22 protein-coding genes and 1 pseudogene are annotated in these 26,576 nt (G+C 73.2%); 10 read left to right on the plus strand and 13 right to left on the minus strand.

Features of this window, described 5'->3' with window-relative positions:
* Positions 1-36: 36 nt before the first annotated feature.
* Together ACF1A1_RS12350 and ACF1A1_RS12355 are read right to left on the minus strand one after the other, a co-directional pair.
* A complete protein-coding gene (locus ACF1A1_RS12350; RefSeq protein WP_391999227.1) occupies positions 37-2,286 on the minus strand; it encodes a glycoside hydrolase family 9 protein in 2,250 nt (749 codons plus the stop codon).
* A gap of 170 nt (positions 2,287-2,456) precedes the next feature.
* On the minus strand, positions 2,457-5,543 hold the full coding sequence (locus ACF1A1_RS12355; RefSeq protein WP_391999229.1) for a glycoside hydrolase family 2 TIM barrel-domain containing protein: 3,087 nt from the start codon (positions 5,541-5,543) through the stop codon (positions 2,457-2,459).
* A gap of 269 nt (positions 5,544-5,812) precedes the next feature.
* On the opposite strand from ACF1A1_RS12355, the gene ACF1A1_RS12360 reads away from it, so the two are divergent.
* Both ACF1A1_RS12360 and ACF1A1_RS12365 read left to right on the plus strand, forming a co-directional pair.
* Positions 5,813-8,191: a SpoIIE family protein phosphatase gene (locus ACF1A1_RS12360; protein WP_391999230.1), complete on the plus strand. Its 2,379-nt coding sequence runs from the start codon at positions 5,813-5,815 to the stop codon at positions 8,189-8,191.
* A gap of 117 nt (positions 8,192-8,308) precedes the next feature.
* A pseudogene (locus tag ACF1A1_RS12365) lies at positions 8,309-8,383 on the plus strand (hypothetical protein); the annotation flags it as partial.
* Between the two features lie 234 nt (positions 8,384-8,617).
* On the opposite strand, the gene ACF1A1_RS12370 reads toward ACF1A1_RS12365, so the two are convergent.
* Entirely contained in the window at positions 8,618-10,630 is a 2,013-nt protein-coding gene (locus tag ACF1A1_RS12370) for a ricin-type beta-trefoil lectin domain protein (RefSeq protein WP_391999231.1), read from the minus strand.
* 288 nt (positions 10,631-10,918) lie between these two features.
* The gene (locus tag ACF1A1_RS12375; RefSeq protein WP_391999232.1) at positions 10,919-11,935 is read right to left on the minus strand and encodes a helix-turn-helix domain-containing protein; all 1,017 of its coding nucleotides are present in this window, start codon (positions 11,933-11,935) and stop codon (positions 10,919-10,921) included.
* A gap of 63 nt (positions 11,936-11,998) precedes the next feature.
* Between ACF1A1_RS12375 and ACF1A1_RS12380 the strand changes: the two genes are divergently transcribed.
* Positions 11,999-12,814: a phytanoyl-CoA dioxygenase family protein gene (locus tag ACF1A1_RS12380; protein ID WP_391999234.1), complete on the plus strand. Its 816-nt coding sequence runs from the start codon at positions 11,999-12,001 to the stop codon at positions 12,812-12,814.
* Positions 12,815-12,853: 39 nt separating this feature from the next.
* Here ACF1A1_RS12380 and ACF1A1_RS12385 read toward each other — a convergent pair whose 3' ends face one another.
* The 4 genes from ACF1A1_RS12385 to ACF1A1_RS12400 all read right to left on the minus strand — a co-directional run bounded on the left by ACF1A1_RS12385 (position 12,854) and on the right by ACF1A1_RS12400 (position 17,204).
* The gene (locus ACF1A1_RS12385; protein WP_391999236.1) at positions 12,854-13,822 is read right to left on the minus strand and encodes an aldo/keto reductase; all 969 of its coding nucleotides are present in this window, start codon (positions 13,820-13,822) and stop codon (positions 12,854-12,856) included.
* A 116-nt stretch (positions 13,823-13,938) separates the two neighbouring features.
* Positions 13,939-14,454 carry a flavoprotein gene (locus ACF1A1_RS12390; protein WP_391999238.1) on the minus strand — a complete coding sequence of 172 codons (516 nt, stop codon included), beginning with the start codon at positions 14,452-14,454 and terminating at the stop codon, positions 13,939-13,941.
* A gap of 44 nt (positions 14,455-14,498) precedes the next feature.
* On the minus strand, positions 14,499-16,523 hold the full coding sequence (locus ACF1A1_RS12395; RefSeq protein ID WP_391999240.1) for a M36 family metallopeptidase: 2,025 nt from the start codon (positions 16,521-16,523) through the stop codon (positions 14,499-14,501).
* Positions 16,524-17,006: 483 nt separating this feature from the next.
* Positions 17,007-17,204, minus strand: a complete 198-nt coding sequence (locus tag ACF1A1_RS12400; protein WP_391999242.1) for a ferredoxin — start codon at positions 17,202-17,204, stop codon at positions 17,007-17,009.
* Between the two features lie 500 nt (positions 17,205-17,704).
* Between ACF1A1_RS12400 and ACF1A1_RS12405 the strand changes: the two genes are divergently transcribed.
* Both ACF1A1_RS12405 and ACF1A1_RS12410 read left to right on the plus strand, forming a co-directional pair.
* The gene (locus ACF1A1_RS12405; RefSeq protein WP_391999243.1) at positions 17,705-18,328 is read left to right on the plus strand and encodes a LysE family transporter; all 624 of its coding nucleotides are present in this window, start codon (positions 17,705-17,707) and stop codon (positions 18,326-18,328) included.
* A 209-nt stretch (positions 18,329-18,537) separates the two neighbouring features.
* The gene (locus tag ACF1A1_RS12410; RefSeq protein ID WP_391999245.1) at positions 18,538-18,987 is read left to right on the plus strand and encodes a nitroreductase family deazaflavin-dependent oxidoreductase; all 450 of its coding nucleotides are present in this window, start codon (positions 18,538-18,540) and stop codon (positions 18,985-18,987) included.
* A gap of 82 nt (positions 18,988-19,069) precedes the next feature.
* Here the strand turns inward: ACF1A1_RS12410 and ACF1A1_RS12415 are convergent, their stop codons facing one another.
* The gene (locus ACF1A1_RS12415) at positions 19,070-19,987 is read right to left on the minus strand and encodes a cation diffusion facilitator family transporter (protein WP_391999246.1); all 918 of its coding nucleotides are present in this window, start codon (positions 19,985-19,987) and stop codon (positions 19,070-19,072) included.
* A 213-nt stretch (positions 19,988-20,200) separates the two neighbouring features.
* Between ACF1A1_RS12415 and ACF1A1_RS12420 the strand changes: the two genes are divergently transcribed.
* The gene (locus tag ACF1A1_RS12420; RefSeq protein ID WP_391999247.1) at positions 20,201-21,220 is read left to right on the plus strand and encodes a glutathione S-transferase family protein; all 1,020 of its coding nucleotides are present in this window, start codon (positions 20,201-20,203) and stop codon (positions 21,218-21,220) included.
* Between the two features lie 105 nt (positions 21,221-21,325).
* Positions 21,326-21,622, plus strand: a complete 297-nt coding sequence (locus tag ACF1A1_RS12425) for a DUF4235 domain-containing protein (RefSeq protein WP_391999249.1) — start codon at positions 21,326-21,328, stop codon at positions 21,620-21,622.
* A 48-nt stretch (positions 21,623-21,670) separates the two neighbouring features.
* Here the strand turns inward: ACF1A1_RS12425 and ACF1A1_RS12430 are convergent, their stop codons facing one another.
* Together ACF1A1_RS12430 and ACF1A1_RS12435 are read right to left on the minus strand one after the other, a co-directional pair.
* Positions 21,671-22,063 carry a VOC family protein gene (locus ACF1A1_RS12430; RefSeq protein WP_391999251.1) on the minus strand — a complete coding sequence of 131 codons (393 nt, stop codon included), beginning with the start codon at positions 22,061-22,063 and terminating at the stop codon, positions 21,671-21,673.
* A 67-nt stretch (positions 22,064-22,130) separates the two neighbouring features.
* Complete coding sequence (locus ACF1A1_RS12435) at positions 22,131-22,595, minus strand: pyridoxamine 5'-phosphate oxidase family protein (RefSeq protein WP_391999253.1); 465 nt, start codon at positions 22,593-22,595, stop codon at positions 22,131-22,133.
* 96 nt (positions 22,596-22,691) lie between these two features.
* Between ACF1A1_RS12435 and ACF1A1_RS12440 the strand changes: the two genes are divergently transcribed.
* Complete coding sequence (locus ACF1A1_RS12440; RefSeq protein WP_391999255.1) at positions 22,692-23,054, plus strand: DUF1304 domain-containing protein; 363 nt, start codon at positions 22,692-22,694, stop codon at positions 23,052-23,054.
* A complete protein-coding gene (locus tag ACF1A1_RS12445) occupies positions 23,051-23,614 on the plus strand; it encodes a TetR/AcrR family transcriptional regulator (protein WP_391999257.1) in 564 nt (187 codons plus the stop codon). The genes ACF1A1_RS12440 and ACF1A1_RS12445 overlap by 4 nt, the downstream gene beginning before the upstream one ends.
* Before the next feature lie 20 nt (positions 23,615-23,634).
* On the opposite strand, the gene ACF1A1_RS12450 is transcribed toward ACF1A1_RS12445, so the two are convergent.
* Together ACF1A1_RS12450 and ACF1A1_RS12455 are read right to left on the minus strand one after the other, a co-directional pair.
* Positions 23,635-24,489 carry a hypothetical protein gene (locus tag ACF1A1_RS12450; protein ID WP_391999259.1) on the minus strand — a complete coding sequence of 285 codons (855 nt, stop codon included), beginning with the start codon at positions 24,487-24,489 and terminating at the stop codon, positions 23,635-23,637.
* A gap of 61 nt (positions 24,490-24,550) precedes the next feature.
* Complete coding sequence (locus tag ACF1A1_RS12455) at positions 24,551-25,510, minus strand: GlxA family transcriptional regulator (protein WP_391999260.1); 960 nt, start codon at positions 25,508-25,510, stop codon at positions 24,551-24,553.
* Positions 25,511-25,581: 71 nt separating this feature from the next.
* Between ACF1A1_RS12455 and ACF1A1_RS12460 the strand changes: the two genes are divergently transcribed.
* Entirely contained in the window at positions 25,582-26,532 is a 951-nt protein-coding gene (locus tag ACF1A1_RS12460; protein WP_391999262.1) for an NADP-dependent oxidoreductase, read from the plus strand.
* Positions 26,533-26,576 lie beyond the last annotated feature (44 nt).

Consider the following 26,576-nt stretch of genomic DNA (forward strand, 5'->3'; position numbering starts at 1 on the left):
GACGGCAGCTTCGGACACCGTCCGGTCACACACGGTCTATCCCCGCCGTCCCTGGTCGGCCACGAACGACGCCATCCGGGTCAGCGCGGAGTTCCAGTTGATGGTGTGCTCGTTCGTCGACCAGGACTGGATGTCGTCGATGTAGCAGAACTGGCCGACGCAGCCCTGGAGTCTGCTCTGCGCCAGGGGGTCCTGGATGCTCGAGTTCGGACCGCCGGCCAGCGTGCCCTTCGGCGGGTTCGGCTGGCTCGGGTCGAGCTGGTGGGCGTACCAGCGGGCGTGCTGGTTGTGGGAGTGGACCTCGCCGTAGCCGGTCACGTACGAGATGTTCAGCGCGTTGCGGCCGAAGATGTAGTCCATGCTCTGCACCGCGCCGTCACGGTACTTCGAGGCGCCCGTGATGTCGTACGCGGTGGCGATCACGACCGCGTTGTGGAGGACCTGGTGGTTGGATCCCCAGTCGTAGAGGTTGCCGGCGGGGGCGTACGGCATGCCGTACGGGTGTGAGCCGAGCGTCGCCAGGTAGCGGTCCGCGCCCTTGACGACCGACTGGCGCACCTTGTCCCGGCCGGGCAGCCCGCTCGGCACGGTCGCCAGGTCCAGCCGGGCCGCCGCCGCCGTCCGCGCCCAGTCGTAGCCGGCGGGGACGAAGATGTCGGCCGTGTGGACCGGGGAGTTCAGGACGTGGTCCGCGAACGCCTTGTCGCCGGTGCTGAGGTACAGCTCCGCCGCCGCCCAGTAGAACTCGTCGGTGACGTCGCCGTCGGCGTAGGTGCCGCCGCCGACGCCGTCGCTCTCCGAGGCGTAGACGTCGGGATGCGCGCGCGCCGCCGCCCAGGCCTTGCGGGCGGCCGCCAGGGCCTTGGCCGCGAACTGCCTGTCGTACGGCTTGTACAGGCGTGCCGCCTGCGCGGCCGTCGCCGCCAGGTTGAGGGTCGCCGCGGTGGACGGCGGGTGCAGCTCGCGCTTCTGCGGGTCGTCGCTCGGCAGCAGGGGCAGGCCCGTCCACTGCTCGTCGTGGATCTTGTGGTGCGCCATGCCGGCCAGCGGCTGCCCCGTGGGCACCTGCATCTTCAGCAGGAACTCCAGCTCCCAGCGGACCTCGTCGAGGAGGTCCGGCACCTTGTTGCCGCTCTCCGGGATGGCGAGGGTTCCGTCGCCCAGTTTCTCCGACTCGCCGGTGCGGGCCAGCCGTTCGCGCTCGTACGTGCTCAGCAGCTCCCAGACGGAGATGCCGCCGTTGACGACGTACTTGCCGTGGTCGCCGGCGTCGTACCAGCCGCCGGTGACGTCGAGCGTGTAGTCGCACACGCCCGGCTGGCAGGGCACGTCGCGGTCGCCCCGGTTGGGCGCCACGCCCAGGTGACCGGCGGGGCGGGCGTAGCCCGGGCGCAGGTCGTCACGGATCGCGATGCCGCTGCGCTGCGTGTAGTAGTACTTGGCCGCGTCCAGGCGCAGCCGCTCGTAGGCGGCGGTGCCGATGTCGAAGGGGTGGCTGGTCTCTCCGTCGGCGACCAGCGTGAAGCCCGTGCCGCGGGTGCGGTGGGCGCCGAAGTCGATGGAGTGGACGTTCTGCCCGGAGGAGACGTCGACTCCGCGCGGCACGGTCCAGCCCCGCGCGACCGTCGCACCGGCGGCGCTCCTCAGCTCCCAGGGCAGCCTTGCGGTGGCGTCGGTGACGAGGGTGGCGTTCTTCGGCCCGGCGGGCAGGTAGGCGACCTGGTTGACGCGGACCCGCGGCCCGGTGTCCGGCTCGTACCCCTCCGGCGGCACCCCGCCCAGCAGGGACACGTCGTCGAGGCAGAACCGCCAGGGGTCCGCGCTGCCGCCGACCTGGAAGGCGACCTGGCCCTGCGCGGAGTCGACCGGCGAGGTGAAGGTGTAGGAGTACGAGCCCGCCGGCTCGCCCAGCACGGGAGTCGCCTCGTGCCAGGTCGCGTACGGCGACACCGACTGGCCCACGATCGCCCGCACCGCATGCCCCTCGGGCACGCCGGACGCCGAGAAGGAGAACCGGTACGTCTCCCCCTTCACGAGGGTGATGCCGTCCTGGCCGACGGCGGAGTCCCAGCGGTTGATGGTGCCGCCCGGCACGTCCGCGCACAGCCGGCCCCCCTCCGGGCCGGCGACGACGTTGCTGGTCCACCAGGCGTCGGTACTGGTGTCGAAGGTGCCGTTCCTGACCTGCTCGGTCTCCTCGGCCCCGGCCTGCTGGGCGGGCAGCGCGGTGAGCGCCGTGCCCAGCAGGGCCGCCAGGGTCAGCAGGGTGGTTCTGCGTCGTTTCACGTCGGGACTCCTGGGCTCCTCGGGGAAGCACACCGCATGGGAGCGCTCCCAAAGTCGGTCGCAGGACATGCTTGTTGGAGTCATGACACCCCGTCAACGGTCCGGACAGGACGGCTTGGAACGCTCCCTCGCCCGGACCGCCTGCATGAGCCGGGACCGTCCGTCCGGGGCTACGCCTCCAGCCTGCTGATCCGCAGCGCCCCACGGGCCTCACCCGGGTGACTGCTCGTCAGGGTGAGCCGCAGCCGGGAGCCGCGGACGGCGTCGAAGGTGATCACGGTGGGCTCGTCCGAGGCCTCCGCCCAGTCGACGGCCGCCCCGGTGACCGGCGCGTACCGCTTTCCGTCCCAGACCGCCACCTCGACCGACGCGGGCAGGCTGTGCGTGGCACCGACGGTGAACGACACCTCCACCCGGTCGACGGTCCGCGTCCGCCCCCAGTCCACCGAGACCCAGTCCTGTGCCCGCGCCTGGTCGAAGGCGGGCAGCAGGGCGGTGGCCGCCTTGACGAACGCGTTGGACCAGCCGGTGGCCGGGTCGCCGTCCAGCATGGCGGCGGGCAGGGTGTCGGGGCGGCCGGAGTGACTGGCGTCCGCGTGCGGATGGTCCGGGGGCGCCGGGTGGTCGGGGGCGACGGCCGCCGCCGGGGTGGTCACCACCGGGCGGGCGGGGGTGGTGCGCACGGTGGCGGAGCCCTGGCGCAGGCCGTCCACGCGTGCGGTCACCTTCAGGGCACCCGCCTCGGTGCCGGCGCGCACGATGGCGAGTGCCTTGCCGCGGAAGGCCGTTCGGGTACTGGCCTGGTAGCGCTCGGCGCTCTCCTGCCGCCCGTTGTCGAGCCCGGCGAGCCGGCCGCCGCCCACCTCGAAGGAGATGAGGTGCTCGGCGTCGGGCACGAGGACCCCGCGCGCGTCGACGACCTCGGCGGTGACGAAGACGAGCGAGCGGCCGTCGGCGGGAAGGGACGCGCGGTCCGGGGTGAGGCGGACGGCGTGCGGGGCGCCGGCGGTGCGCAGCACGTCGGTGGCGACCACCCTGCCGTCCCGGCGGGCCACCGCCTTCAGCACGCCCGGCGCGTACGGCACCTTCCAGGTCAGGTGCAGCTTGCCCGCGCTGCCGTTGGGACTGGTGTAGCTGCCGGGGTACGGACCGTCGGTGAAGGTCTTGTCGTCGCCGGTGGCCTCGGTGGTCTCCAGGTACTCCCGGCCGTCGAGGGTCTTCTTGGTGTCGAACCGCCGCACGCCCAGGGACCGGCCGTTGAGGAACAGCTCGACGGTGTCGACGTTGGAGTACGCCCACACCTCGACCGTGTCGCCCTTCTCGTGGTTCCACGTCATCGGCAGCAGATGGACCATGGGCTCGTCGGTCCACTGGCTCCGGAAGAGGTGGTACATGTCCTTCGGGAAACCGGCCGTGTCGACCGCGCCGAAGAAGGACGCCTTGACCGGGAAGACGTCGTACGGGGTGGGCTCCCCGATGTAGTCGATGCCCGACCACAGGAACTGTCCGGCGAACCACTTGCGGTCCCGGTCCTTCTTGTGGCCGTACTCGCCGCTCATGGTCCAGGAGGCGAGGTTGTTGTCGTAGGAGGAGGTGGCCCGCTTCCCGGGCGTGTGGTTCTCGCCGGTGTTGAGGCGCTCCGGCTCCTGGTAGACGCCACGGGTGGACGTCTCCGAGGACGACTCCGACTCGAAGAGGAACAGGTGCGGGTAGCGGGCGTGCAGGGCGTCCACCGACTTGGCGGTGTTGTAGTTGAGGCCGAGTCCGTCCAGCTTGGCGAGGATCAGGTCGCCGGGGGAGCCCGGCGCGGGCACGCTGCGGTGCCGGTGGGAGCCGATGACGACCGGCCGGGTGTCGTCGTAGGCCTTCACGCCGGCGATGAGCCGGTCGGCCATGGCGAGGCCGGCGGTGGAGGTGAACTCGGAGATCTCGTTGCCGATCGACCACATGACGACGGCGGGCGAGTTGCGGGCGGCCAGCACCATTTCCGCGATGTCCCGGTCGGCCCACTCGTCGAAGAACCGGCCGTAGTCGTACCGGGTTTTGGAGCTTCTCCAGCAGTCGAACGCCTCCACCAGCATCACGATGCCCAGCTCCTCGCAGATCTGGATCATCTCGGGCGCCGGCGGGTTGTGGGAGGTGCGCAGGGCGTTGACACCCATCGACTTCATGATCGTCATCTGGCGGCGGATCGCGTCGGCGCTGACCGCGGCGCCGAGCGCGCCCAGGTCGTGGTGCAGGTCGACGCCCTTGAGCTTGGCGTGGGAGCCGTTGAGGTGGAAGCCCTCGTCGGGGTCCAGACGGAAGGTGCGGATGCCGAAGCGGGTGCGGTAGGTGTCGGTGCGCCGGCCGCCGACGCGCAGCTCGGTCTCCAGGGTGTAGCGGTGGGGTGCGGCGAAGTCCCACAACCGCGGGCCGGGGACGGTGAGTTCGTGGGTCTCCGCGGTCTTGTCGGTGACGGCGACCGTGGAGGACGTACGGGCCACCACGCGGCCGTCGGGTGCGATGACCCGCGAGACGACCTCGACGTCCGTGCCGGTGCCGGAGGCGTTCACCACGTCCGTGCGCACCCGGACCAGGGCCCGCTCGCCGGTGACGTCCGGGGTGGTGACGTACGTGCCCCAGCGCGCCACGTGCACCGGTTCGGTGACGACGAGGCGGGCCTCCCGGTAGATGCCGCTGCCGGAGTACCAGCGGCTGCTCGGGAGGCGGTTCTGCACCTTGACCGCGAGCACGTTCTCGGTGGTGCCGTCGGTGTGCACCAGGTCGGTGAGGTCGAGGGCGAAGCCGGTGTAGCCGTAGGGGTGCCGGCCGGCCTCGGTGCCGTTGCAGTAGACGTACGCGTCCATGTAGACGCCGTCGAACTCGACCGAGATCCGCTTCCCGGCGAGGGCGCCCGGCAGGGTGAAGGCCAGGCGGTACCAGCCGAGGCCGCCGGGGAGGAAGCCGGTGCCGCTGGTGGTGCCGAGCCCGGTGGTGGGGGTCTGCTCGATGCTCCAGTCGTGCGGGATCGCGACCTCGCGCCAGGCGGAGTCGTCGTGTCCCGGGGCGGCGGCGTCGGCGTACTGACCGGTCGGGTCGGTGATGCCGCCGGGATTGACCAGCGCGAAGCGCCAGCCGTCGCGCAGCGCGACCGTACGGCGGCCCGGGGCGCCCGCGCCGGTTTCCGCGGCCCGGGCCGCCGTGGTGCCGAGGAGCGATCCGGCGGCCGGCGCGGCCGCGGAGGCGAGTAGGACGGATCGGCGAGTGACCGTCATGGCGGCTCTCCCTCATCAGGAAGCAGAAGTACTCACAACTGATCGTCGACAAACAGAATCTGACGTCGTGCCACTCCTGCCCGTCAAGGGCGCGGTCGCCCCCTTCGGCCACCCGCACCCCGCATACCTCACATCGTCCGGTTCCCGCCCCTCGATCGCCCGGCGGGAGGGCCGGAAGGGGTTGCCCTCCGTGCCGGAGCCGCACGCACTAAGGTGGAACTCAGGTGACGTGCCTGTTCACTGTGAGTGTCCGCGATGGAGTGGGGACGATGAGCCCGGACGACCCGTTCGACGACGCCTCGACGGCGCGGGCGGTCATTCACGAGGACGGCACCCTGACCCGGTGGAGCGAGGGCGCGCGCCATCTGCTCGGCTACGGCCCCGCCGAGGTCGTCGGCCGGCCCGCCGCCGCCCTGCTGGCCGACGGCGGCCTCCCGCTCCCCGGCCCGGGCGAGAACCGCTGGAGCGGCACCCTCGCGCTGCGCCACCGCGACGGCCACACCGTCTCCGTGTGGGTGCTCGCCCACCGCAGGGCGCCACAGGACGGCGGCCCGGTCACCTGGCTCGCCGTGACACCGCGGACCGACGGGTTCCCGGCGCCGGAGGACGACGAGCTGGTGCGGGCGGCCCTCACCCAGTCACCGTGCGCCACGATGATCTTCGACGACCGGTTGCGGCTGCGCGGGGTCAACGACGCCATGGCCGACCTGCTCCAGCTGCCCTCCGCCCGCATCCGGGGCCTGCGCGCCGGCGACGTCGGCACCCGGCCGCAGAACGCGGAACTCGAGGCCTACCTGCGCCGGGTCCTCGCCACCGGCGAGCGCCAGCAGATGCAGACGTTCATGAAGGCCACGGGCGAGGAGCGGGCGCACGCCTGGCTGGCCCGGATCGCGCCGCTCACCGACCCTTCCGGACGGGTGCGGGGCGTCTGTGTGACCGCCCACGACTTCACCGGCCACTTCCTCGCCCGCGAGCGCCTCCAACTGGTCAACGAGGCGAGCGTGCGCATCGGCAGCACCCTCGACGTCACGCGGACCGCCCAGGAACTGGCGGAGGTGTGCGTTCCGACGCTGGCCGACTTCGTCAGCGTCGACCTGCTCGACCCGCATGAGCACGGCGGTGAGACCACCGGCCCGCTGACCGCGCCGGTCCACCTGCGGCGGGCGGCCCACCACTCGGTCAATCCGGGCGCCCCGGAGGCCGTGGTCAAGCCGGGCCAGGTGGACGTCTACCCCGACGCCTCCCCCCAGGCCACCTCCCTGCTCGCGGGCCGCACCACCGTGGCCGCGGTGCCGTCCGGCGACCTCGACGCCTGGCGCGCCTGGGACGAGCGGCGGGTACGGCGGGTGAAGGAGTACGGCATCCACTCCACGATGTCCGTGCCGCTCCAGGCCCGCGGTACCACCCTCGGGGTCGTCGTGTTCTCCCGCTTCCGGCGGCCGGAGCCCTTCTCGCAGGACGACGAGCTGCTGGCCGAGGAGGTCACCGCCCGCGCCGCGGTCTGCATCGACAACGCCCGCCGCTACTCCCGGGAGCGCGAGACCGCCCTGGCGCTCCAGCGCAGCCTGCTCCCGCGCAGACTGCCGCGGACCGCCGCCGTCGACGCCGCCTCCCGGTATCTGCCGGCCGCCCGGGCGGGGGTGGGCGGCGACTGGTTCGACGTGATCCCGCTGTCCGGGACGCGGGTCGCGATGGTGGTGGGGGAGGTCGTCGGGCACGGCATCCAGGCCTCGGCCACCATGGGCCGGCTGCGTACCGCCGTGCGCACCCTCGCTGACATCGACCTCGCCCCCGACGAGCTGCTCACCCATCTCGACGACCTGGTCGTCCGGCTCTCGGAGGAGGCGGGCGGCGACGGCGGCAGCCCCGGCGAGGTCGGGGCGACCTGCCTGTACGCCGTGTACGACCCGGTGTCGCGGCGCTGCACGCTGGCCCGGGCCGGGCACCCCCCGCCCCTGCTGCTGCCGCCGGGCGGCGTACCGCGCCGGGTCGACCTGCCCGCCGGTCCCCCGCTGGGCCTGGGTGGGCTGCCCTTCGAGTCGGCCGAGCTGGAACTCACCGAGGGCTCGGTGCTCGCCTTCTACACCGACGGCCTGATCGAGTCCCGGGACGTGGACGCCGGTCACCGGGTGCTGGGCGACGCGCTGGCCGCGTACTCGGACTCCCTCGACGAGACCTGCGACCGCGTCCTGCACGCGCTGCTCCCCCACGGCGGGGCCTCCGACGACGTGGCCCTGCTGTTGGCCCGCACCCGGGGCCTGTCCGCCTCCCAGGTCGCGACGTGGGACATCCCCGCCGACCCGGCGCTCGTCGCGCCGATCCGCAAGCAGGTCGTCGAGCAGCTGGAGCGCTGGGAGCTGGTCGGGGCGTCCTTCACGGCCGAGCTGGTGGTGAGCGAGCTGGTCACCAACGCCATCCGGTACGGCGCCCGCCCCATCCGGCTCCGGCTGATCCACGACGCCGACACCCTGATCTGCGAGGTCTCCGACACCAGCCACACCGCCCCGCACCTGCGCCGGGCGAAGACGTGGGACGAGGGCGGCCGGGGGCTGCTGCTGGTCGCCCAGCTCACCCAGCGGTGGGGCAGCCGGCACACGGCCGACGGGAAGACGATCTGGGCCGAGCTGGGGCTGTTCGAGGACGAGTGAGGGGCTTCGCCGGGGCTCGCGGGCGCTCGTGCGGCGGCGGGGGACACCGGTGGCCCAGGGCCGGCGAACCGGCTCGACGACGTGCCCGCGCTCGCGCTCCTCGTCCCGCTGCTCGGGATGACCGCCGGCTGTGCCTGTGCCGCCCTGCGGGCCCTGCGCACGGCGGGTCCGCGGGCGCCGGACGACCTGTCGCTCGTCGGCTACGACGACATCCCGCTCGCCTCGCAGCTCACCCCCCAGCTGACCAGTGCACGTGGCGTACGGGGAGGTGGGCCGCGTCGCCCTGCGCGCGGTGGCGGACCGGCGGGAGGGAACCGGCCCGGCCGGGTTCGCACCGCCAGGGCGCACCGTCGGGGCGCGGCGCTGTGGGTGTCGCTCCCGGCGGGTCGGCGGCCGGGCCGGGGCCACGCTGGGACCAGGCCGGGGTCAGGGGCGGCCGCCGTCGCGTCCGCCGTCCCCGAAGCCGTGTCCCGATCCGCCGGACGAGTCCCACCGGCCGTCCTCCCAGGAGCAGGCGTACGGGGTGTCGTACGAGCAGGAGGTGGTGTCGGAGCCCGGTGCGGGGGTCGTCGCCGTCGGCTGCGGGGTCGTCGGGGTGGCGGACGGCGTCGGGGTGGGCGAGGGGGCCTGCGCGGACCCGGGCGTGGGGGTGGGCTCCGCGGTGACGTCCTCGCCCCAGGTGACGACCTGGAGCTGGGGATCCGGCTGCGAGGTGTCGATCACCCAGCGCTGGACCGCGCCGTCGTCGCGGTTCTTCAGGACGACGGCGCCCGAACCGTCGGTGGCGGCGGGGGCGAGGGCGAGGTTCTGGTTGCCGCGCGGGACGAGCGTGCCCTGGAGGGTGAAGTCGTAGCGGACGTTCTTGGCGCCCGCCGAGCAGGGGGCCAGCCGCACCGAGTAGCCGAGCCGCGAGTCGAGGCACAGGTCGGGGTCCTCGGCGTTGCGCAGCAGCCCGTCCGCCTCGTACGACCACTGCTGCCCGGCCACGGAGGAGCAGGCGGCGAGCCGGGTCTCGGCGCCGTTGGCGGCCGTGCCGCCGGCGACCCCGATGCACAGTCCGGAGGCGACGTTGTGCAGGCGGCCGCGCAGGGTGCCCTGGGTCTCCTCGCCCGCGCCGGCCCAGGACGGGTCGTCGGTCGCCGTGGCCGTCCCCGGGTTGCGCCCGGTCTCCTCGCCGGCGGTCGGGGCGGTCCCGTCGGAGCCGAGGACGGACCACACCACGAGCGGGAGGACGATCAGCCCGCTGACGGTGAGGACGGCGGCGGCGACGTTTCGGCGGCGGGTGCGCCGGGCGGCCTTCTGGGCGGAGCGGCGCGACAGGGGGCGGGCGTCGGTGGTGGAGCCGGGGTCGGTGGTGGGGCGGTTGCCGGTGCTGGGGTCAGGGGCGGCGGTGGAGCGGTTCCCGGCGGGGGGACGGTTGCCGGCAGTGGGGCGCCGTCCGATGCCGGGGCCCGGTGCGGTGCCGGGGCCCTGTTCCGTGCCGGGCGGCGTGGTCGCTGCGGGGTGGGGTGCCGTCGGCGGGGCGGCGTCGGCCCCGTACGTCTCGTCGGTGAACGCCTCGCCCGCCATCACCGCGCGCGGTGCCCCGGGCTCGTCGGCGGGCGCCGCGGTACCGCCCACTCTGACCGCCATGTACGCCGCGGCGCCCCAGCCCAGCACGCCCTCGGCGAGCGCGGCGCCGAAGTGCGCGTCGAACTGGCTCAGCTGGTCGGCGGTGTGGGCGCAGTGCCGGCACCGGTCCAGGTGGGCGCGCAGATCGGGGTCGACGTCGACGCCGCCGCGGCGGCACGTGACGTCGAGGAGCCGGTCATAGGGGTGGCACTCCTCGTCGACGGCCAGTTCGCGGTGGAGCTGGAGGCACTCCTCCCGCAGCCGTTCACGGGCCCGGCGCAGTTCGACGCGGGCGCCCTCCTCCTCCAGGCCGAGCAGACCGGCCGGGACCGCGAGGGGTTCGGCCTCGACGTCGATGTGCCACAGCAGGCAGCGGGCGTTCTGGGGCAGCCGCTGGAACGCCCGGGACAGCAGGCGCCGGTTCGGGGGCGGGAGCAGCCGGGCGGCCAGGCGCCCGGTGTCGCCCTCGGTGGAGCGCAGCTCGGGGTGGAGCAGGTCGCGGCGGCCGTCGGAGTCCCACTCCACGGCGATCCGGCGCACGGTGACCAGCAGATGGGGGCGCCAGGCGGCGGTCGGCCCGTTCTGCCGCAGGGTCTCCCCGAAGAGCCGGGTGAACGCCGCCGTGGTGAGCATCCCGGCCGCACGCTCCCCGTCGGCGCACAGCCGCGCGTAGGCGAAGGCCGCTTCCCAGTGCCGGTCCAGCAGTTCACCGACGGGGTGCAGCGCGGGCGACGCTCCCGTCCAGTTCTTCAGCTCGGCGCTGAGCTGTTGGTCCGTCACCTCGAAGCGGCGCGCCGAAGGGGAATTCGACAGGCCTGCGTCTTTCACGGCTGCATTCCTCCCGGGAACATGCGGCATTAAGTCCATTCCAGCGGGTATGTGACCCGGCCTCGCGGCGCCGGGGATCCTCTCGCACAGGGTTCGGCACCCACGTCCGCGGGGTGCGGCTCGTTTCGAAGCGTGGGGGGTGTGTGAACGTGGGATGCCTCGTGCGCACCGTGGAGAAATCGTGGTCCGTGCGCCGACAAGGCACACCTTCGCACAGGCGGACCAGGCGGAACAAGCGATCTCACGGTTTCGTGCCGTGCCTACCCCCCGCGCCTCTCTGACGATTCGTCAACCGGGCTTCTTCACGGGTTCTGTCACGGGTTCGCCATTCGGGGCGGTCCCTGTATCGGTGTCCCTTTTCGGAAGGTAATTCACGGCACGTATTCCGTCCCGGTACGCGCCGGGCGGCCTCCCGTACCGGGCGCGGAACACCCGGGTGAAGTGGAAGGGGCTGGCGAACCCGGAGGCGGCCGCGACGCGTTCCACGGACAGCCCGGTGCCCTCCAGCAGCCGGGCCGCGTGCCGCAGCCGTGCCTCGCGCAGGGCCCGCATCGGGGAGTGGCCGACCTGCTCGGTGAACAGGTGGGCGAAGCGCGAGGGCGACAGCGCGACCTCTTCGGCGAGCGAGCGGACGGTGTGCGGGGCGCCGGGGTCGGCGGTGATCCGGTCCTGGGCCCGGCGGACGCGGTCGTCGACGCCGGGCGGGGAGGGAGGCAGGTGCGTGCGAGCGGTGGTGAGCAGCACGGCCTCCTCCAGTGCGCACAGGGCGAGTTCGCGGGCGGCGGTTCCGTGGGCCACGGCGATGTCGTGGTCCGCGTCCGCGTGCACCGCGACGTCCGGTGGTCCGCTGCCGGGCCGGCGGGCGTCGGCGCGCATCCGGTGGAAGGCCGACTCGATCCGGTCGTGCGGTACGTCCGGAACGCCGGTGACGACGTACACGCCGTCGCCGGCGTCGTACGGGCGCAGCCACGGTGTCCAGGTCGGGCGGGCCTGGCAGTGCGCCCACCAGAACCGCCAGTGGCGGGCGCCGGGTTCGGTCCCGTAGCGGTGCGGTACGCCCGGCGCCAGCACGACCAGGTCGCCGGGGTCCGCGCGGACCTCGGTGGCGCCCTGACGCAGGCGTCCCCGTCCGCCCGTCGTCCAGGTGAACAGCCAACTGTCCGAGCCGCGCGGGCGGTTGGCGCCGTAGCCCGGGCCCTGGTCGAAGTGGCCGACCACCACCAGGCCGGGAGGCGGGGACGGATCCCCCGGCGCGGCGGGTCCGGGCGCGGCAGTGACGGGCAGGTCGTCAGCACGCACGGGCATCCTCCCGGACCTCGCGTCCGCCTAGCGTGGCGGGCCGAGGACAGCGAACCGAGGAGGGTACGCATGACAGTCACGGGCATCGGCGCCGCCGGGGCTCCCATCCTGACCGAGACGGGGCTGCAGCAGTACCGGGAGGACGGGTTCACCGTCGTACCCAACCTGTTCGAATCGGGTGAGGTGGACCTGCTGTGCGGCCGGTTCGCGGCGCTGCACGCGGCCGGGCCGGTTCCCGGGCACTTCGAGCCGCGCCCCGGCCAGGACCCGCTGCACGCGTACCCGAGGGTGATGCAGCCGCACGAGATCGAGCCGCTCGCCCGGCGTGTGCTGCTGGACGCGCGGCTGCGGCACGTGCTGGAGACGCTGCTCGGCGAGGAGGTGCTGGCCGCGCAGAGCATGTTCTACTTCAAGCCGCCGGGCGCCCGGGGACAGGCGTTGCACCAGGACAACTTCTATCTGCGGGTGGAGCCGGGCACGTGTGTGGCGGCGTGGCTGGCCTGCGACGTGATCGACCGGGAGAACGGCGGCCTGGAGGTCGTCCCCGGCACCCACCGGATGGACCTGTTCTGCCCGGAGGAGGCGGACGCGGAGGCGTCGTTCGCCCGGGAGTACGTGCCGCCGCCGCCCGGTCTCGCGGCCGTGCCGGTCGACATGGCGCCGGGGGACGTGCTGTTCTTCAACGGCAGCCTGGTGCACGGGTCCCAGCCGAACCGCTCCACCCGGTTCCGGCGGTCGTTCATCGGCCACTACGTGGGCCGGTCCACCGCGCGTATCGGTGCCTACTACCGCACGGTGGCGATGAGCGGGGAGCGGGTGGTGCTGCCGGAGAGCGAGGGGGGCGGTCCGTGCGGCACCGAGTTCGCGCCGCACGGACCGCATTGAGCTGCGCACCCGGGAGGGGGGCACCACCGCACCCGACGGTCAGTGGCCCGCGATCGGGTGCGGGGTGTACGGCCGTTCCAGCTCCTCCGACTCCTTCTCGGTGAGGGTCAGTTCCACCGCTGCCACCGCGTCCTCGATGTGCCGCGGCTTCGACGCGCCGATGATCGGGGCCGCCACCGGGTCCTGGTGCAGCAGCCAGGCCAGGGCCACCTGGGCGCGGGGGACGCCGCGCTCGTCGGCGATGCGGGTGACGGCCTCGACGACGGTACGGTCGCTCTCCTGGTAGAGGCGGCTGCCGAAGTCGTCCTGGGAACTGCGTCCGGTGACGGTGCCCCAGTCGCGGGTGAGGCGGCCGCGGGCCAGCGGGCTCCAGGGCAGGACGCCGACGCCCTGGTCGGCGCAGAGCGGCAGCATCTCGCGTTCCTCCTCGCGGTAGAGGAGGTTGTAGTGGTTCTGCATGGACACGAACCTGGTCCAGCCGTGCCGCTCTGCGGTGTACTGCATCTTGGAGAACTGCCAGGCGTACATCGAACTCGCCCCGATGTAGCGCACCTTGCCCGCCTTCACCAGGTCGTGGAGCGCCTCCATCGTCTCCTCGACCGGGGTGTGCGGGTCGAAGCGGTGGATCTGGTACAGGTCGACGTAGTCGGTGCCGAGGCGGTCCAGGCTGTGGTCGATCTCGGCGAGGATCGCCTTGCGGGACAGGCCGCCGCCGTTGGGGCCGGGCCGCATCCGGCCGTGCACCTTCGTCGCGAGCACGATCTCGTCACGGCGGGCGAAGTCGCGCAGCGCCTTGCCGACGATCTCCTCGCTGGTGCCGTCGGAGTAGACGTTGGCGGTGTCGAAGAAGTTGATGCCGGCGTCCAGCGCCTGCCGGATGAGCGGACGTGACGCCTCCTCGTCGAGGGTCCACTCGTGCACGCCCCGGTCGGGAAGTCCGTAGGTCATGCAACCCAGACAGATCCGCGACACGTCCAGACCCGTCGAACCGAGCTTCACGTACTGCATCGTCGCTGCTCCTGACGTCGGTGTGGGGTACCGAGGGGAGCCTACGTCGTCGTCCCCGCGCATGTTGCGGCCCGCCGGCGCCGGCCTGACGCACCGCGACGGACGTCACCGCGGGCTCAGTCCAGCAGGTCCAGCGCCCGCTCCCAGCCGAACTCCTCGCCGTCCGCGCCCGCGTACGGGAAGCCGAATCGCACGCCCATCCCGCGCAGCCGTATCAGGCTCTCCTGGTAGGCGGGGTGGGCGGCGAGGGCGTCGGCCACGCAGGGCAGGACGGCGATGGGGACACCGAGGCCGGACACCTCGCACAGGGTGCCCAGCGCGAGGGTGTCGGCGATGCCGGCCGCCCACTTGTTGACCGTGTTGAAGGTGGCCGGGGCGACGACGACCGCGTCGGGCTCGGGGAAGGGCCGCGGGTCGCCCGGGCGCCGCCAGGCGGAGCGGATCGGGCGGCCGGTCTGCGCCTCGACGGCGGCGGTGTCGAAGAAGCCGTCCATGGCGAGGGGCGTGGCGATGACGCCGACGTGCCACTCCCGCTCCTGTGCGGCGGTGATCAGCTTGCCGACGTCCGCGGCGATGCCTGCGGCGCAGACGACGACGTAGAGGAAGGGCGGCTTCTCGTCCTGTTCGGTCACCCGGGAACCCTACTCAAAGGGAAACCGCGCGAGGCCGGTCGCGGTCAGTCCTCGTGTCCCTGTGGCGGCAGTTGTGTGCCGGCCCGGCAGCCCCGCAGGGAGGCGTTCGGGCAGAAGGCGTCGAAGCCCATGCCGAAGCGGGCGAAGGCCTCCCAGGCCGCGCGCCGGACCGCCGGGTACTCGGCCTCGGTGACCTTGTCGCCCGCGAGGTCCCTCAGGGCGCGCAGGATCGCGTCGCGGGAGAGGAGGAGGGTCGGGTTCTTCGGGGTGAGTTTCAGTCCGTCGACGACGGCCTGCCAGGCGACGCGGTAGCCGCGCTGCTTGCTGTCGAGGGCCGCGCCGATCCGGCGGGTCATGTCCATGAGCGCGGCGCACCAGATCTCGCCCACGTTGTGGATCTTCGTGTAGTCGAGTCCGTCCGGGAGTTCCCCGGGGCCCTTGCCGATGTCGCCGAAGCCGCCCGGATACCGGTCGTCGTACGGCCGCTGGCGGATGCCCTGGTCGCTGTCGACGACCCAGTTGCCGACGACGGTGCGTTCGCGGTCCTGGAAGAAGTTGCGGGTGGTCAGCGCGAAGAAGTCCGACCAGCCCTCGCCCATCGCCCTCGACTGGAGTTCCCGCAGCCCGTTGGCGTCGTGCAGGCCGCCGACGAGCCGGTTGGTCACCCCGTGCACGAACTCGTGGAAGACGACGTCCGCGTCGTTGGCGGTGTGCCGGCCGGAGCGGGCGACCAGACCCATGTTCATCACCGCTGCCGAGCCGTCCGCGGGAGTGGCCATGTTGGCCGTGCCGATGACCGGGCCGGGGTGGGCGAAGGCGTGGACCGGGTCGGCGCCCTTGCCCAGCCCCGTGACGTTGACGGTCTGGAAGTTGCCGTGCTCCTCCGTGAAGTCGAGCGTCATGAAGAAGTCGTGCATGTAGTTGCAGAAGAAGAAGATGTTGGTGACGAACTGCTCCGGCGTGTCCGGCTCCGGGTCGAACACGCCGTTGCCCTCCGGGTCGACGTCGATCTCGACGCTGCGGCGGGTGGCCCCGTCGACGGCGAGCACGTTGTTGCCGGCGGTCGCCACATGGCCGTTCGTCCGTGTGGTCCAGTCACCGGGGAACCCGGGCAGCGGCTTCGACAGCGGTTCGGTCGGATAGTCGGTGAGCGGCAGCGGGAAGGGCGCCCGGTCGAAGGTGCTCTCGGCCGGGTTGCGCCGGAAGACCCGTCCCGCGATGACGTGGCTGGTCAGGTCCTGGAAGTACAGGATCTGGGGCGCCGCCGGGTCCGCCGTACGGTCGTCGGCCTCCACGAGCGCGTGGTACTGCGCGGCCCCTCGGTCCCGGGAGAACCTGAACGACCAGGCGAGACGGACCTCGTCCCCCATGTAGAGGTAGACCAGCCGGGCGGGGATCACCTCGTCGAAGGGGCCCTGGTCGAAGGTCATCGGCTGGGCGTTGAGTGCCTGGTGGGTCAGCCGGGAGAAGCCGGCCGAGACGTCCAGGGCGGGCAGTTCGTCGGTGCCGAAGGGGCTTTCGACCGTTCTCGGCTCGGCGGCCTCCGCCGCGGCCACGGTGAGGGCCGCCTCGGGCGGCACCGCAGGCATCGTGGGCACGTCCACCCCCACGCTCGCCGTGTCGCCGACGACCCGGTCCACGGCGCCGTCCTCGCGCAGCCACACCTTGGGGGCCATGCCCCAGACCTCGATGCCGTTGAGCACCTGCTGGAGACTGACCACGCGCAGGCCCTCGCTGGTGGCCATCACCTTCGGATCGGCCTCGAACTCGGCGGGCTCCCCGGAGGCGAACCCGATCGCCTCCGCGACGGAGGCGAGGTACTCCTTGGCCCGTGCGATGTACTCCCCGTCCGGGCGGCCGTCGCGCGCCCGCTCCGCGAGGGCGGGCGCGCCCTCCACGCGGAGCTCGGTCAGGTGCCCGGTGAAGCGGTTCACCTTGCTGCCCTCGGCGATGAGGGTGTGGTGCACCGACTCCGCGACCCGCGCGGTCTCGTCGAGGAACGCCCCGGCGTCCGCGACTTCGGTCAGCCGGTCGTAGTCCAGGTTCCGCTTGTCGATCAACTGTGTCATGACGGATGCTCCTGCCGCGGGCGTGCCGCCCGGTCACGGCGGTCGTACGGTTCACAGGCCCGTGGGGGTCGGTGTGGTCGCCGTGACGGGGCGGGCGATGAATGGCCGCGAGCGCGCGTCGGCCTCCGGGCGGACGGCCGCCAAGGTCGTTCCGATGTCGTGACGGAGCACGGGCATGCCGGTGCTCCGTGCGGTGAACGGGTGCCTCCGCGGTGAACCGGTCCCGGAGTCGGAAGCGCGCCCTCCCCATCGTCCGCCCTCGGTTGCCGTCCCGCATCCCGGGTTGTAGGGGGACTTCCGTTCAACTCCGTACGGTTGAAGCGGATACGGGGCGCGAGCCGGGGCGTCCCCGGGCGGTACCGGGCAGCGGACCGGGCGGCAGGGTGCTGTGCCGCGCCTCGGCCCGCTCGCCCGAACCGCCTGTGCGCCCTCCAGGGAGGACTTCGTCCGCGCGGTGTCGCGGAGCGGTCCCGTCGCACGACGTCAGGCCGTGTCCGTCAGTCTGATCGCGCCGACCGGGCAGGCCCGCGCGGCCTCTCGGGTCATCGGGTCGTCGGTGCCGTCCTCCCGACCGGGCAGAAGGGTGCCGAAGCCGTCGTCGTCCTGGGCGAAGACGCCGGGGGCGGTCAGGGCGCACTGGCCGGCGCCGATGCAGACGTCCGTGTCGATGTCGATGTGCATGGCCTGAGCCTCTTACCAGGTCACGGGGAGTTCCAGCATCCCCTGGATCGTGTCGCCGGGTTTGCGGGGGACCTCGTCGGCCGGGACGACCGGGCGCGGGCCGGGCGCAGGCCGGGCAGGCGGTCGAAGAGGGACCGTCGTATCCGTCGCGTCCGTTGTGTCCGTCGCGTCCGTCATGGGCAGACCCCTCAGGCGATGGGCGTCGTGCCGAACCTCATCGGATGCCCCTGGCGTCCGGACGGCGACGCTCGGTTCGGCCGGATCGACGCCTCGGGCTCTGTGACCGGAACCGGACGCCGCGCGGCACTGCGCGGCCGGGGAACGGAACGAAGAGGTCACCGCTCCGGCCCCGGAAATCCGGTTGCCGCCGGCCCGCCCCACCCGCAGGATCTGGCCATGCCCACCTACGCAGCTCCTGTGCCGCCGCTGTCCGCCGCCGCTCTCCCGGCGCGGGGCCGGCAGCAGCCCGGCCGCCGCCGGAGGCCCGGTCCCACGAACTCATGACGGCCGCGCTCGTCGCCGGCCTGGTCGCGGGCTACGGCATCGCCGTACCCGTCGGCGCGGTCGGGACCTACCTCGTCTCCCTCACCGCCCGCACCTCCCTGCGCACCGGAGTGTGCGCCGCGCTCGGGGTCGCCACCGCCGACGGGCTCTACGCCCTGCTGGCCACCGTCGGGGGCTCCGCGGTCGCCGCCGCGCTGCGTCCGGTGCTGGGACCGCTGCGCTGGGCCTCGGCCCTGGCGCTGCTGGCGCTGGCGGCGTGGGGCGCGGTGGCGGCCGTACGCCGGTACCGCGCCCACCGGCTCACCACCCGGTCCGACCCGCCGCCGCCCGGTCCGGTCCGGGCCTTTCTGAGTCTGCTGGGCATCACCCTCCTCAACCCGACCACGGTGGTCTACTTCGCCGCGCTGGTCCTCGGCAGCGGCGGCGCGGACGCCGTACGCCCCCTGGATCAGGGCGTGTTCGTGCTGGCGGCCTTCGTCGCGTCCGCGAGCTGGCAGGTACTGCTGGCCGGGGGCGGCGCGCTGCTGGGGCGCGCGCTGACCGGGCACCGGGGGCGGCTGGTCACGGCGCTCGTGTCGAGCGCCGTGATGACGGTGCTGGCCGTGCGGATGGTGGTCTAGGAACCGCCTGACACCTCGGCGTCGTCCGCCGGGAGGGCGGCCCCCGCCTCCGACCGTGCCGGACGGGGCGATTATGTGCGGGGGCATGGCGTACTCGTGGCGTGGGACGCGCCGCGGATGAAACGCGGGTGTACCTGTGTTGAGGCACGATGCGACTCGGACGCGATGTGCCGACGAGATGTCCAGACACGAAGAAGGGGACGGATGCCATGCCTCTCGAGGGTGAGTACGAGCCCAGCCCGACCCAGTGGGTGCGTGAGCAGGTGGAGTTGTACGAGAGCTCCGGCGGCACGAAGGGCACGACGTTGCGGGACACGGGGCTGCCCGTCATCCTGCTGACCACGCGGGGCGCGAAGAGCGGGAAGATCCGCAAGACGCCGCTGATGCGGGTCGAGCACGACGGGCGGTACGCCGTGGTGGCCTCCCAGGGCGGGGCGCCCACGCACCCGGTCTGGTACCACAACATCACGGCCGATCCCCGGGTGGAACTCCAGGACGGCCCCGTCAAGCAGGACATGACGGCCCGTGAGGTCACCGGCGCGGAGAAGGCCGAGTGGTGGGAGCGTGCCGTCGCCGCGTATCCGCCGTACGCCGACTACCAGGAGAAGACCGACCGGGAGATTCCGGTCTTCGTCCTGGAGCCGGCCGGCCGTCACTGACCTCGCTTCCGGCCCGGGAAAAATCTCGTAGAAAAATCTGCCGGGGACGCGCATGGACGCGTGCGGGCCGGGCACCTGAAGGTCAGGCCCCGCCGCGTTCCCCCGTCGCGGCGGGGCTTTCTGCCGTCTCCCGGGCGGGACGGTCGGTCACGTCGAGGAAGATCTGGTCCGCCTCGGGAACCGCGCCGGCCACGGACCGCTTGATGCGGACGGCGACCTCCTCGACCCGCTCGCTGTCCAGGCCCGGCACGAGGTCGACGCGGGCCGCCACGAGGGTGGAGTCGATGCCCGTCTTCATCGTGAACAGCGCCTCCACGCTGTCGATCTCCGGCTGGGCCGCCAGCAGGGCGTGGATCCGGCTGCCGGTCTCGGGGTCGGCGGCCTCGCCGATCAGCTGGTCACGGGCCTCCCGGCCGAGGCCGTAGGCGACGTAGACGAGCAGGGCGCCGATCGCGAGCGAGGCGCACGCCTCCCACACGACCTGTCCGGTGGCCATGTGCAGGCCCATGCCGGCCGCGGCCAGGGTGACGCCGAGCACCGCCGTGCCGTCCTCGGCGACGACCGTGCGCAGGGCGGGATCGCGCAGTCCGGCGGTGCCGCCCTGCCGGCGCACCTGGTACAGGGCCCGCAGCAGCGAGGCGCCCTCGGCGAGGAGGGCGACGCCGAGCACGGTCAGGCCCGCCACATATCCGCCGAACTTCTCCTCGCCGCCGGTCCTGAGGGCCTCGATGCCCTGGAAGAAGGAGAAGCAGCCACCCATGACGAAGATGCCTACGGCCGCCAGCAGCGACCAGAAGAAGCGCTCCTTGCCGTAGCCGAAGGGGTGGCGCCGGTCGGCCGGTCGGCGGCTGCGGCGCAGCGCGGCGAGGAGGAAGACCTCGTTGAGGCTGTCGGCGACGGAGTGGGCCGCCTCCGACAGCAGCGCGGGTGAGGCCGCGAGCAGGCCGCCGGCCGCCTTGGCTACGGCGATGACCAGGTTGGCCGCGAGGGCCACGAGCACGGTGACGCGTGTCCTGCGGTCCGCCGCCGGTCCGGCGTGCTGCTCGCCATGCGCTGTCGTCGTCCTTCCGGGGTTTCGTCGCGTGGTGTGTTCCGAGGATGTCCCAGTCACCTCCGGCGACTGCCCCGGCCGGACGCACTCACACCGTGCCGTCGGCGGAAAACGGGGAACGCGTTGTGCAGGACACACGCACCACCACCAGCGGGAGGAACGATGAGCGGCGGGGGCGACGGCAACAGCGCCTACGGGCACAAGGCCTTCACGCGTTCCAAGAGCCACTTCACCGACCGGATCACCGCGGACGGCCGGGACGGCTGGCCGGTCGAGGCCGGCCGTTACCGCCTGGTGGTCAGCCGCGCCTGTCCCTGGGCGAGCCGGGCGGTGATCTCCCGGCGGCTGCTCGGTCTGGAGGACGCGCTGTCGATGGCGATCGCCGACCCGGTGCAGGACGACCGAAGCTGGCGCTTCACCCTCGACCCCGACGGCCGCGACCCGGTCCTCGGCATCCGCTACCTCGCCGAGGCGTACGACAAGCGGGAGAGCGACCCTCCGGGCGGGGTGAGCGTGCCGGCGATCGTGGACGTGCCCAGCGGCGAGCTGGTCACCAACGACTACCAGCGCATCACCCTGGACCTCGCCACCGAGTGGACCGGCCTGCACCGGCCCGGTGCGCCCGACCTGTACCCGCGGGAGCGGCGCGACGAGATCGACGCGGTCATGGCGGAGATCTACGAGGACGTCAACAACGGGGTGTACCGGGCGGGTTTCGCGCACCGGCAGGACGAGTACGACGAGGCGTGCGCCGGAGTCTTCCGGCGGCTGGAGCTGCTGGCGTCCCGGCTGGCCGGCCGGCGCTACCTCGTCGGCGACACGATCACCGAGGCGGACATCCGGCTGTTCACCACGCTGGTGCGGTTCGACGCCGTCTACCACGGCCACTTCAAGTGCAACCGCTGGAAGGTGACGGAGAACCAGGTGCTGTGGGCGTACGCCCGGGACCTCTTCCAGACGCCCGGATTCGGTGACACCGTCGACTTCGACCACATCAAGCGGCACTACTACCAGGTGCACACCGGTATCAACCCGACCGGGATCGTCCCTCTCGGGCCCGAGCTGTCCGGCTGGCTGACCCCGCACCACCGGGAGGAACTCGGCGGCCGGCCGTTCGGCGACGGGACGCCGCCGGGCCCGGTGCGCGCCGGTGAGGAGGTCCCGTCCCGGGGCCGGCCCTGACCCTGACCCCTGCCCCGGCTTCCCGCCCCTCTCCCCCTGTCCCCTGGTCCCCTGTCCCCCGTTCATCCATCCCTTTCCCCATCCCTACGCCACAAGGAGGCGCACGTGGGCAAGAAACAGAAACTTCCCCTCATCTACCAGCCCGTCGGATTCGTGTTCGGCTGGGCGAGCGGAGCGCTCGCCGGGATGGCCTTCCGCAAGGTCTGGAAGGTGGTACGGCACGAGGACGACGCGCCCGACGCCCTGGACAAGGACCGCGGCTGGGGGGAGGTCCTGCTGGCCGCGGCGATCCAGGGCGCGATCTTCGCCGCGGTGCGCAGCGCGGCGGACCGCACGGGGGCGAAGGCGATCGAACGGTCCACGGGGGTGTGGCCGACGAAGGAGAAGGGGGGCCGGGACTGAGCCGCGCGGGGCGGGGTCGGCCCCCGCCCCGCCCCCGGGGAGCGTCCCTCAGCCCTGCTTCGGTGCCATGGAGGCCACCCGCCGCAGGGTGAAGGAGTGGCCGGCCGGGTCGGCGTAGCCGCGCTCCTCGTACGGGCCGGGGGCGCCCTTGGTGTCCAGGGGGCGTCCGCCGAGGCTCACGACCTTGCGCTCCGCCTCGTCCAGGTCGTCGACGAGGAAGTCCAGGTGGACCTGGAGGGAGTTCTCGGGGCGGGGCCAGCTGGGCGGGGTCGCGTTGGCGTCGCGGCGCAGGGCGAGCCGGGTTCCGCCGGCGCCCTCGATCTCCACCCGGTTGGCGGTGGCGTCGGTCTCCCGGGCGTCCAGCAGCCCCTTGTAGAACTCGGCGAGCTTCTCGGGCTCGGCGCAGTCGAGCACCACGACGCCCGCTTTCACCAGTGCCATGTCTCCTCCGCAGATTCGGTGCGGGGACGGACCGGCACCGCCCCCGAACCTTGCGGATACCCCGGTTTCAGTCGCGCACCAGCCACTGCCCGTCCCGCATCAGCTCCCGCCCGTCGGTCTCGCCCGCCGTACGCCAGGCCTGGATGCGGCGCGGCAGGATGCGGAAGTACAGGTAGGGCGCGGCCAGTCGGCGCGGGTCGAAGCCGGTCTTGCCGGCGAAGATCTCGGCGTCCTCCTCCGGCAGTTCGGCGGGCTCCACGGCCACCGCGGTGCCCTCGACCAGGACGACGTCGTCGGTCGGGCCGATGCCGAGGCGGGTGACGCCGGTGGCGCGCAGATTGCGGCCGGTGCGGCTGGTGGCCGGGGTGGCGACGAGGAGGGTGGCGCCGTCCCAGACGAACGAGAGCGGGACCAGATAGGGGGCCGCGCCGTCCTCGGCGGCCGTGGCGACCCAGGCGTCGACGTCGTGTTCCAGCCGGCGCAGGGTGTCGTGCTTGCGCTGTTGTGGGGAGCGTGCGGGTGCTGAGGTCATGTCTCCAGTGTGACCCGCGGAAGCTTCTTGGACAGCTGTCCAGCTATAGTGGACACCTGTCCAAGCCGGACACCTGTCCAAGAAGTGGGGGAGACCGTGGTAGCCGTCGCGAACGTGCTGGTGGGCCTGGTGGCCGCGCTGCACGTCTACATCCTGGTGATGGAGATGTTCCTGTGGCAGAGGAAGCCGGGGCGGTCGTTCCACGGCTTCGACCCGGACATGGCGCGGGCGACCGCCGCGATGGCCGCCAACCAGGGGCTGTACAACGGGTTCCTCGCGGCTGGCCTGGTATGGGGGCTGGTCGCCGCCGACCCGACCGGCTTCCGCGCGCAGGTCTTCTTCCTGAGCTGCGTGATCGTGGCGGGCGTGTACGGCGCCGTCACCGCGAACCGCCGGATCCTGGTCGCGCAGGCCCTGCCCGGTGCCGTGGCCCTGGCCGCCGTCCTCGTCGCGCGGTGAGCCGCGGCGAGCCCGAGGACCCGCGGGCGGCGCGCACCCGGGCGCGGCTGCGGGCGGCCCTCCTCGAGGAGTGCGCCGAGCGGCCGCTGGAGGAGGTCGGGGTCGCCGCGCTGGTGCGCCGGGCGGGCGTGGGCCGGGCCACCTTCTACGTCCACTACGCCGACCTGGAAGCCCTCGCGGTCGACGCCTGCGCGGACATCGTCCGCGAGGCCGTTCAGGCGCTGCACGCCTGGCAGGGGCGGCCCGATCCGGTACGGGCCCCGGCGGCGCTCGCGGAGTTCTTCGCCTCTCTCGTCCCGCACACGGAGCTGTACCGCACCCTCCTGGCCCCGGGCGGCGGCGGGCCGCTCGGCCGGGTGCTGCACCGGGACCTGCGGGCGTACAGCCTGCGCGAGCGCGAGCGTGCGGGCGCCGCGGACGCGCCGCTGGTCGCCTCGGCCGTCGCCGCGACCTTCGCCGGGGTGCTGGCCGACTGGCTGCACGGCATGCTCGAGGCCACGCCCGCCGAGATCGCCGACCAGGTCTGGCAGTTGCTGGTCGCCCTGCACGCGAGCCGGTGAGCACGCGAGCCGGTGAGGCGTCACATGCAGCCCACGCCGTCCTTCGCCGAGGGCCAGGCCTCGACGCCGTCGGGCGTGCGGACGTACGCCGTCGCGCGGTCGTCCGTCAGCCACAACTGCCAGTCCCGGTAGCGGTATCCGGTGTCGTGCGCGTCGGCGGGCATCCGGACGTCGCCGTCGAACGGGGCGTCGAGCATGCCGGGTTCGAGGACGCCGTCGGGGTCGCGGACGTACGTCCTGGCGTCGGCGCCCCGGCCCAGCGTTAGGAAGCGCGCCTGCTGCCAGCCGCAGTGTTCCGCACCGGCCGACGTGTGGATCCGTGCGACCGGCTGCCGCTCGCCGCTGTCGTCGGTCCAGATCTCGTACCACGAGGAGTTCGTGAACTCCGCCGGGAGTTCGGCCGGATCGCAGGAGGCGTGGGTCTCCGGGCCCCAGCCGGGCCGGTCCCGCTGGTCCCTGGCGACCACCACCGCCACCTTGGTCCTGCCGCCGACGTCGAAGGAGTACAGGACCCGGTCCGCGCTCCCCCGCTCCACGCGGTAGCCGCGCCGGGGGACCTCCGGGTCGAACATGTGGAAGTAGAGCCGCAGGCCCTCCTCCGGGCTGTCACCCGCGTCGCGCCCGCTCCATCCGTCGGGCCCGCCGCCCTCGTAGATCTCCCCGTCGCACTCCAGCGCCCGGCCCGCGGCGCCGGACGCGAGGCGCAGCGCCTGCGGCGTGTCCTCGTCCAGCTCCTCGGTGGGCACCTCCAGCGGCCCGCCGTACGGCGACGCCGGCGGCGTGCCCTCGACCACGACGTCCCGCCCGCTCCCGTCGCCGCACGCCACCGCCGTCACGGCCGCCAGCACCGTCACCACCACGAGCCCTCTGCGCATTCCCGCCCCTGTTCCACCGGTTGTCCCCGCGCCTCTGCGACGCGGCGGCGGCCCGGAACGTTCAGCGGGCCGTCTGGAAGGTCCTGCGGTACGCCTGCGGTGACACCCCGATCGACGCGTGCAGGTGCTGGCGCAGCGAGGCTCCGGTGGCGAAGCCGACCCGGCCGGCGATCTGGTCCACCGTCAGGTCGCTGGACTCCAGCAGGTGCCGGGCGTGCGCCACGCGCTGCTGGATGAGCCAGCGGCCGGGGCTGACGCCCACCTCGTCGTGGAAGCGGCGGGCGAAGGTGCGCAGGCTCATCCGGGCGTGGGCGGCGAGGTCGGCCAGGGTGAGGGGCTCGCCGAGGCGTCCCAGCGCCCAGGCGCGGGTGGCCGCCGTGCTCGCGGCGCCGGCCTCAGGCACCGGCTGTTCGATGTACTGCGCCTGGCCGCCGTCCCGGAAGGGCGGGACGACGCAGCGGCGGGCCACCTTGTTGGCGAGGTCGCTGCCGTGGTCGCCGCGCACGAGGTGCAGGCAGACGTCGACGCCGGAGGCGGCCCCGGCCGAGGTCAGCACCCGGCCGTCGTCGACGAACAGGACGTCCGGGTCGAGGTCGATGTGCGGGAACATCCGGCGGAAGTGCTCGGCCAGCTGCCAGTGGGTGGTGGCCCGGTGGCCGTCGAGGAGGCCGGCGGCGGCCAGGACGAAGGCGCCGGTGCAGATGGAGACGATGCGCGCGTCGGGGCGGATGCGGGCGAGCGCGGCGGAGACCGGGGCGGGGAGGTCGGCGCCGACCCGGTCGGGCGAGACGGGGGCGATGACGACGGTGCCGGCCGTCTCCAGCACCTCGGGGCCGTGCTCGACGCCGATGGTGAAGTCGGCGTTGGTGTGCACCGGTCGGCCGTCGACGGTGCAGGTCAGCACCTCGTAGCGGCCGTCGGCCGCGCCGAGGACGCGGCTCGGGATGCCCAGCTCGAAGGGGTAGACGCCGTCGAGGGCCAGGACGACCACGCGTTCGGGACGCTGCTGCTTGCCACGCATGGCACGATCCTATCGAAGGATGGCAATCTTGCCATTCACCGAGGAGTACCGCCTTTGGCAGGCTGTGGTCCATGAGTACTGAGCGCACGATGCGTGTCATCCGACAGGACGTCCTCGGCGGTCCCGAGGTGCTGCGGGAAGCCGAGGTGGAGCGGCCCGCGCCGCGCCCCAACGAGGTACTGGTCCGGGTCCGGGCCGCCGGCGTCAACCCGACCGACTGGAAGCACCGGTCGACCGGCGGCTTCCTGGGCCGACCCCCGTTCGTGCTGGGCTGGGACCTCTCCGGCACGGTCGAGGAGGTGGGCATCGGCGTCGCGGCCTTCGCGCCCGGGGACGACGTCTTCGGCATGCTGCCCTACCCGTACGGCCACGGCTCGCACGCCGAGTACGTCATCGCCCCCGTCCGCGCCCTGTGGCACAAGCCCGCCGTGATCGACCACGTCCAGGCGGCCGCGCTGCCGCTGGTCTCGCTGACCGCCCTGCAGGCACTCGGCGAGGTCGCCGGACTCCGGGCCGGGCAGCGGATCCTGATCCACGCGGCGGCCGGCGGCGTCGGGCACGTGGCGGTGCAGATCGCAAAGGAGCGCGGCGCGTACGTGATCGGTACGGCGAGCGCGGGCAAGCACGACTTCCTGCGGCGGCTCGGCGCCGACGAGGTGATCGACTACCGGGAGACGGACTTCACCGAGGCGGTGAAGGACGTCGACGTGGTGCTGGACACGATCGGGGGAAGCACGTCGACGGACTCCCTGCGGGTGCTGCGGCCGGGCGGGATCGTGGTGTCGATCCTGCCGGTGGGGTCCCGGGAGTTCTTCGACGCGGCGGAGGCGCTGGGCGTCCGCGCGGTGCGCATGCTCGTCGACGCCGACCGGGCCGGGATGCGGACGATCGCCGAGCTGGTCGAGGCGGGCACGCTGCGCGCCACGATCGCCGGGACGTTCCCGCTGGCCGATGCCGCCGAGGCCCACAGGCTCGGCGACACCGGCCGGACCACCGGGAAGCTGGTCCTGACCGTCGACTGACGGTCCGCCCCGGGAACGTCCCTCTCAGAACCTTCGCGACGTCC

This window comes from Streptomyces sp. NPDC014995, assembly GCF_043080745.1.
In the GTDB taxonomy this organism is placed as follows: Bacteria; Actinomycetota; Actinomycetes; order Streptomycetales; family Streptomycetaceae; genus Streptomyces.

What these genes read in the sequence shown, in the direction of transcription:
- ACF1A1_RS12355 (WP_391999229.1), bottom strand. Translation starts at nt 5,543, where the DNA reads ATGACGGTCACTCGCCGATCCGTCCTACTCGCCTCCGCGGCCGCGCCG.
- ACF1A1_RS12360 (WP_391999230.1), top strand. Translation starts at nt 5,813, where the DNA reads ATGAGCCCGGACGACCCGTTCGACGACGCCTCGACGGCGCGGGCGGTC.
- ACF1A1_RS12375 (WP_391999232.1), bottom strand. Translation starts at nt 11,935, where the DNA reads ATGCCCGTGCGTGCTGACGACCTGCCCGTCACTGCCGCGCCCGGACCC.
- ACF1A1_RS12380 (WP_391999234.1), top strand. Translation starts at nt 11,999, where the DNA reads ATGACAGTCACGGGCATCGGCGCCGCCGGGGCTCCCATCCTGACCGAG.
- ACF1A1_RS12385 (WP_391999236.1), bottom strand. Translation starts at nt 13,822, where the DNA reads ATGCAGTACGTGAAGCTCGGTTCGACGGGTCTGGACGTGTCGCGGATC.
- ACF1A1_RS12395 (WP_391999240.1), bottom strand. Translation starts at nt 16,523, where the DNA reads ATGACACAGTTGATCGACAAGCGGAACCTGGACTACGACCGGCTGACC.
- ACF1A1_RS12400 (WP_391999242.1), bottom strand. Translation starts at nt 17,204, where the DNA reads ATGCACATCGACATCGACACGGACGTCTGCATCGGCGCCGGCCAGTGC.
- ACF1A1_RS12405 (WP_391999243.1), top strand. Translation starts at nt 17,705, where the DNA reads ATGACGGCCGCGCTCGTCGCCGGCCTGGTCGCGGGCTACGGCATCGCC.
- ACF1A1_RS12410 (WP_391999245.1), top strand. Translation starts at nt 18,538, where the DNA reads ATGCCTCTCGAGGGTGAGTACGAGCCCAGCCCGACCCAGTGGGTGCGT.
- ACF1A1_RS12420 (WP_391999247.1), top strand. Translation starts at nt 20,201, where the DNA reads ATGAGCGGCGGGGGCGACGGCAACAGCGCCTACGGGCACAAGGCCTTC.
- ACF1A1_RS12430 (WP_391999251.1), bottom strand. Translation starts at nt 22,063, where the DNA reads ATGGCACTGGTGAAAGCGGGCGTCGTGGTGCTCGACTGCGCCGAGCCC.
- ACF1A1_RS12435 (WP_391999253.1), bottom strand. Translation starts at nt 22,595, where the DNA reads ATGACCTCAGCACCCGCACGCTCCCCACAACAGCGCAAGCACGACACC.
- ACF1A1_RS12450 (WP_391999259.1), bottom strand. Translation starts at nt 24,489, where the DNA reads ATGCGCAGAGGGCTCGTGGTGGTGACGGTGCTGGCGGCCGTGACGGCG.
- ACF1A1_RS12455 (WP_391999260.1), bottom strand. Translation starts at nt 25,510, where the DNA reads ATGCGTGGCAAGCAGCAGCGTCCCGAACGCGTGGTCGTCCTGGCCCTC.
- ACF1A1_RS12460 (WP_391999262.1), top strand. Translation starts at nt 25,582, where the DNA reads ATGAGTACTGAGCGCACGATGCGTGTCATCCGACAGGACGTCCTCGGC.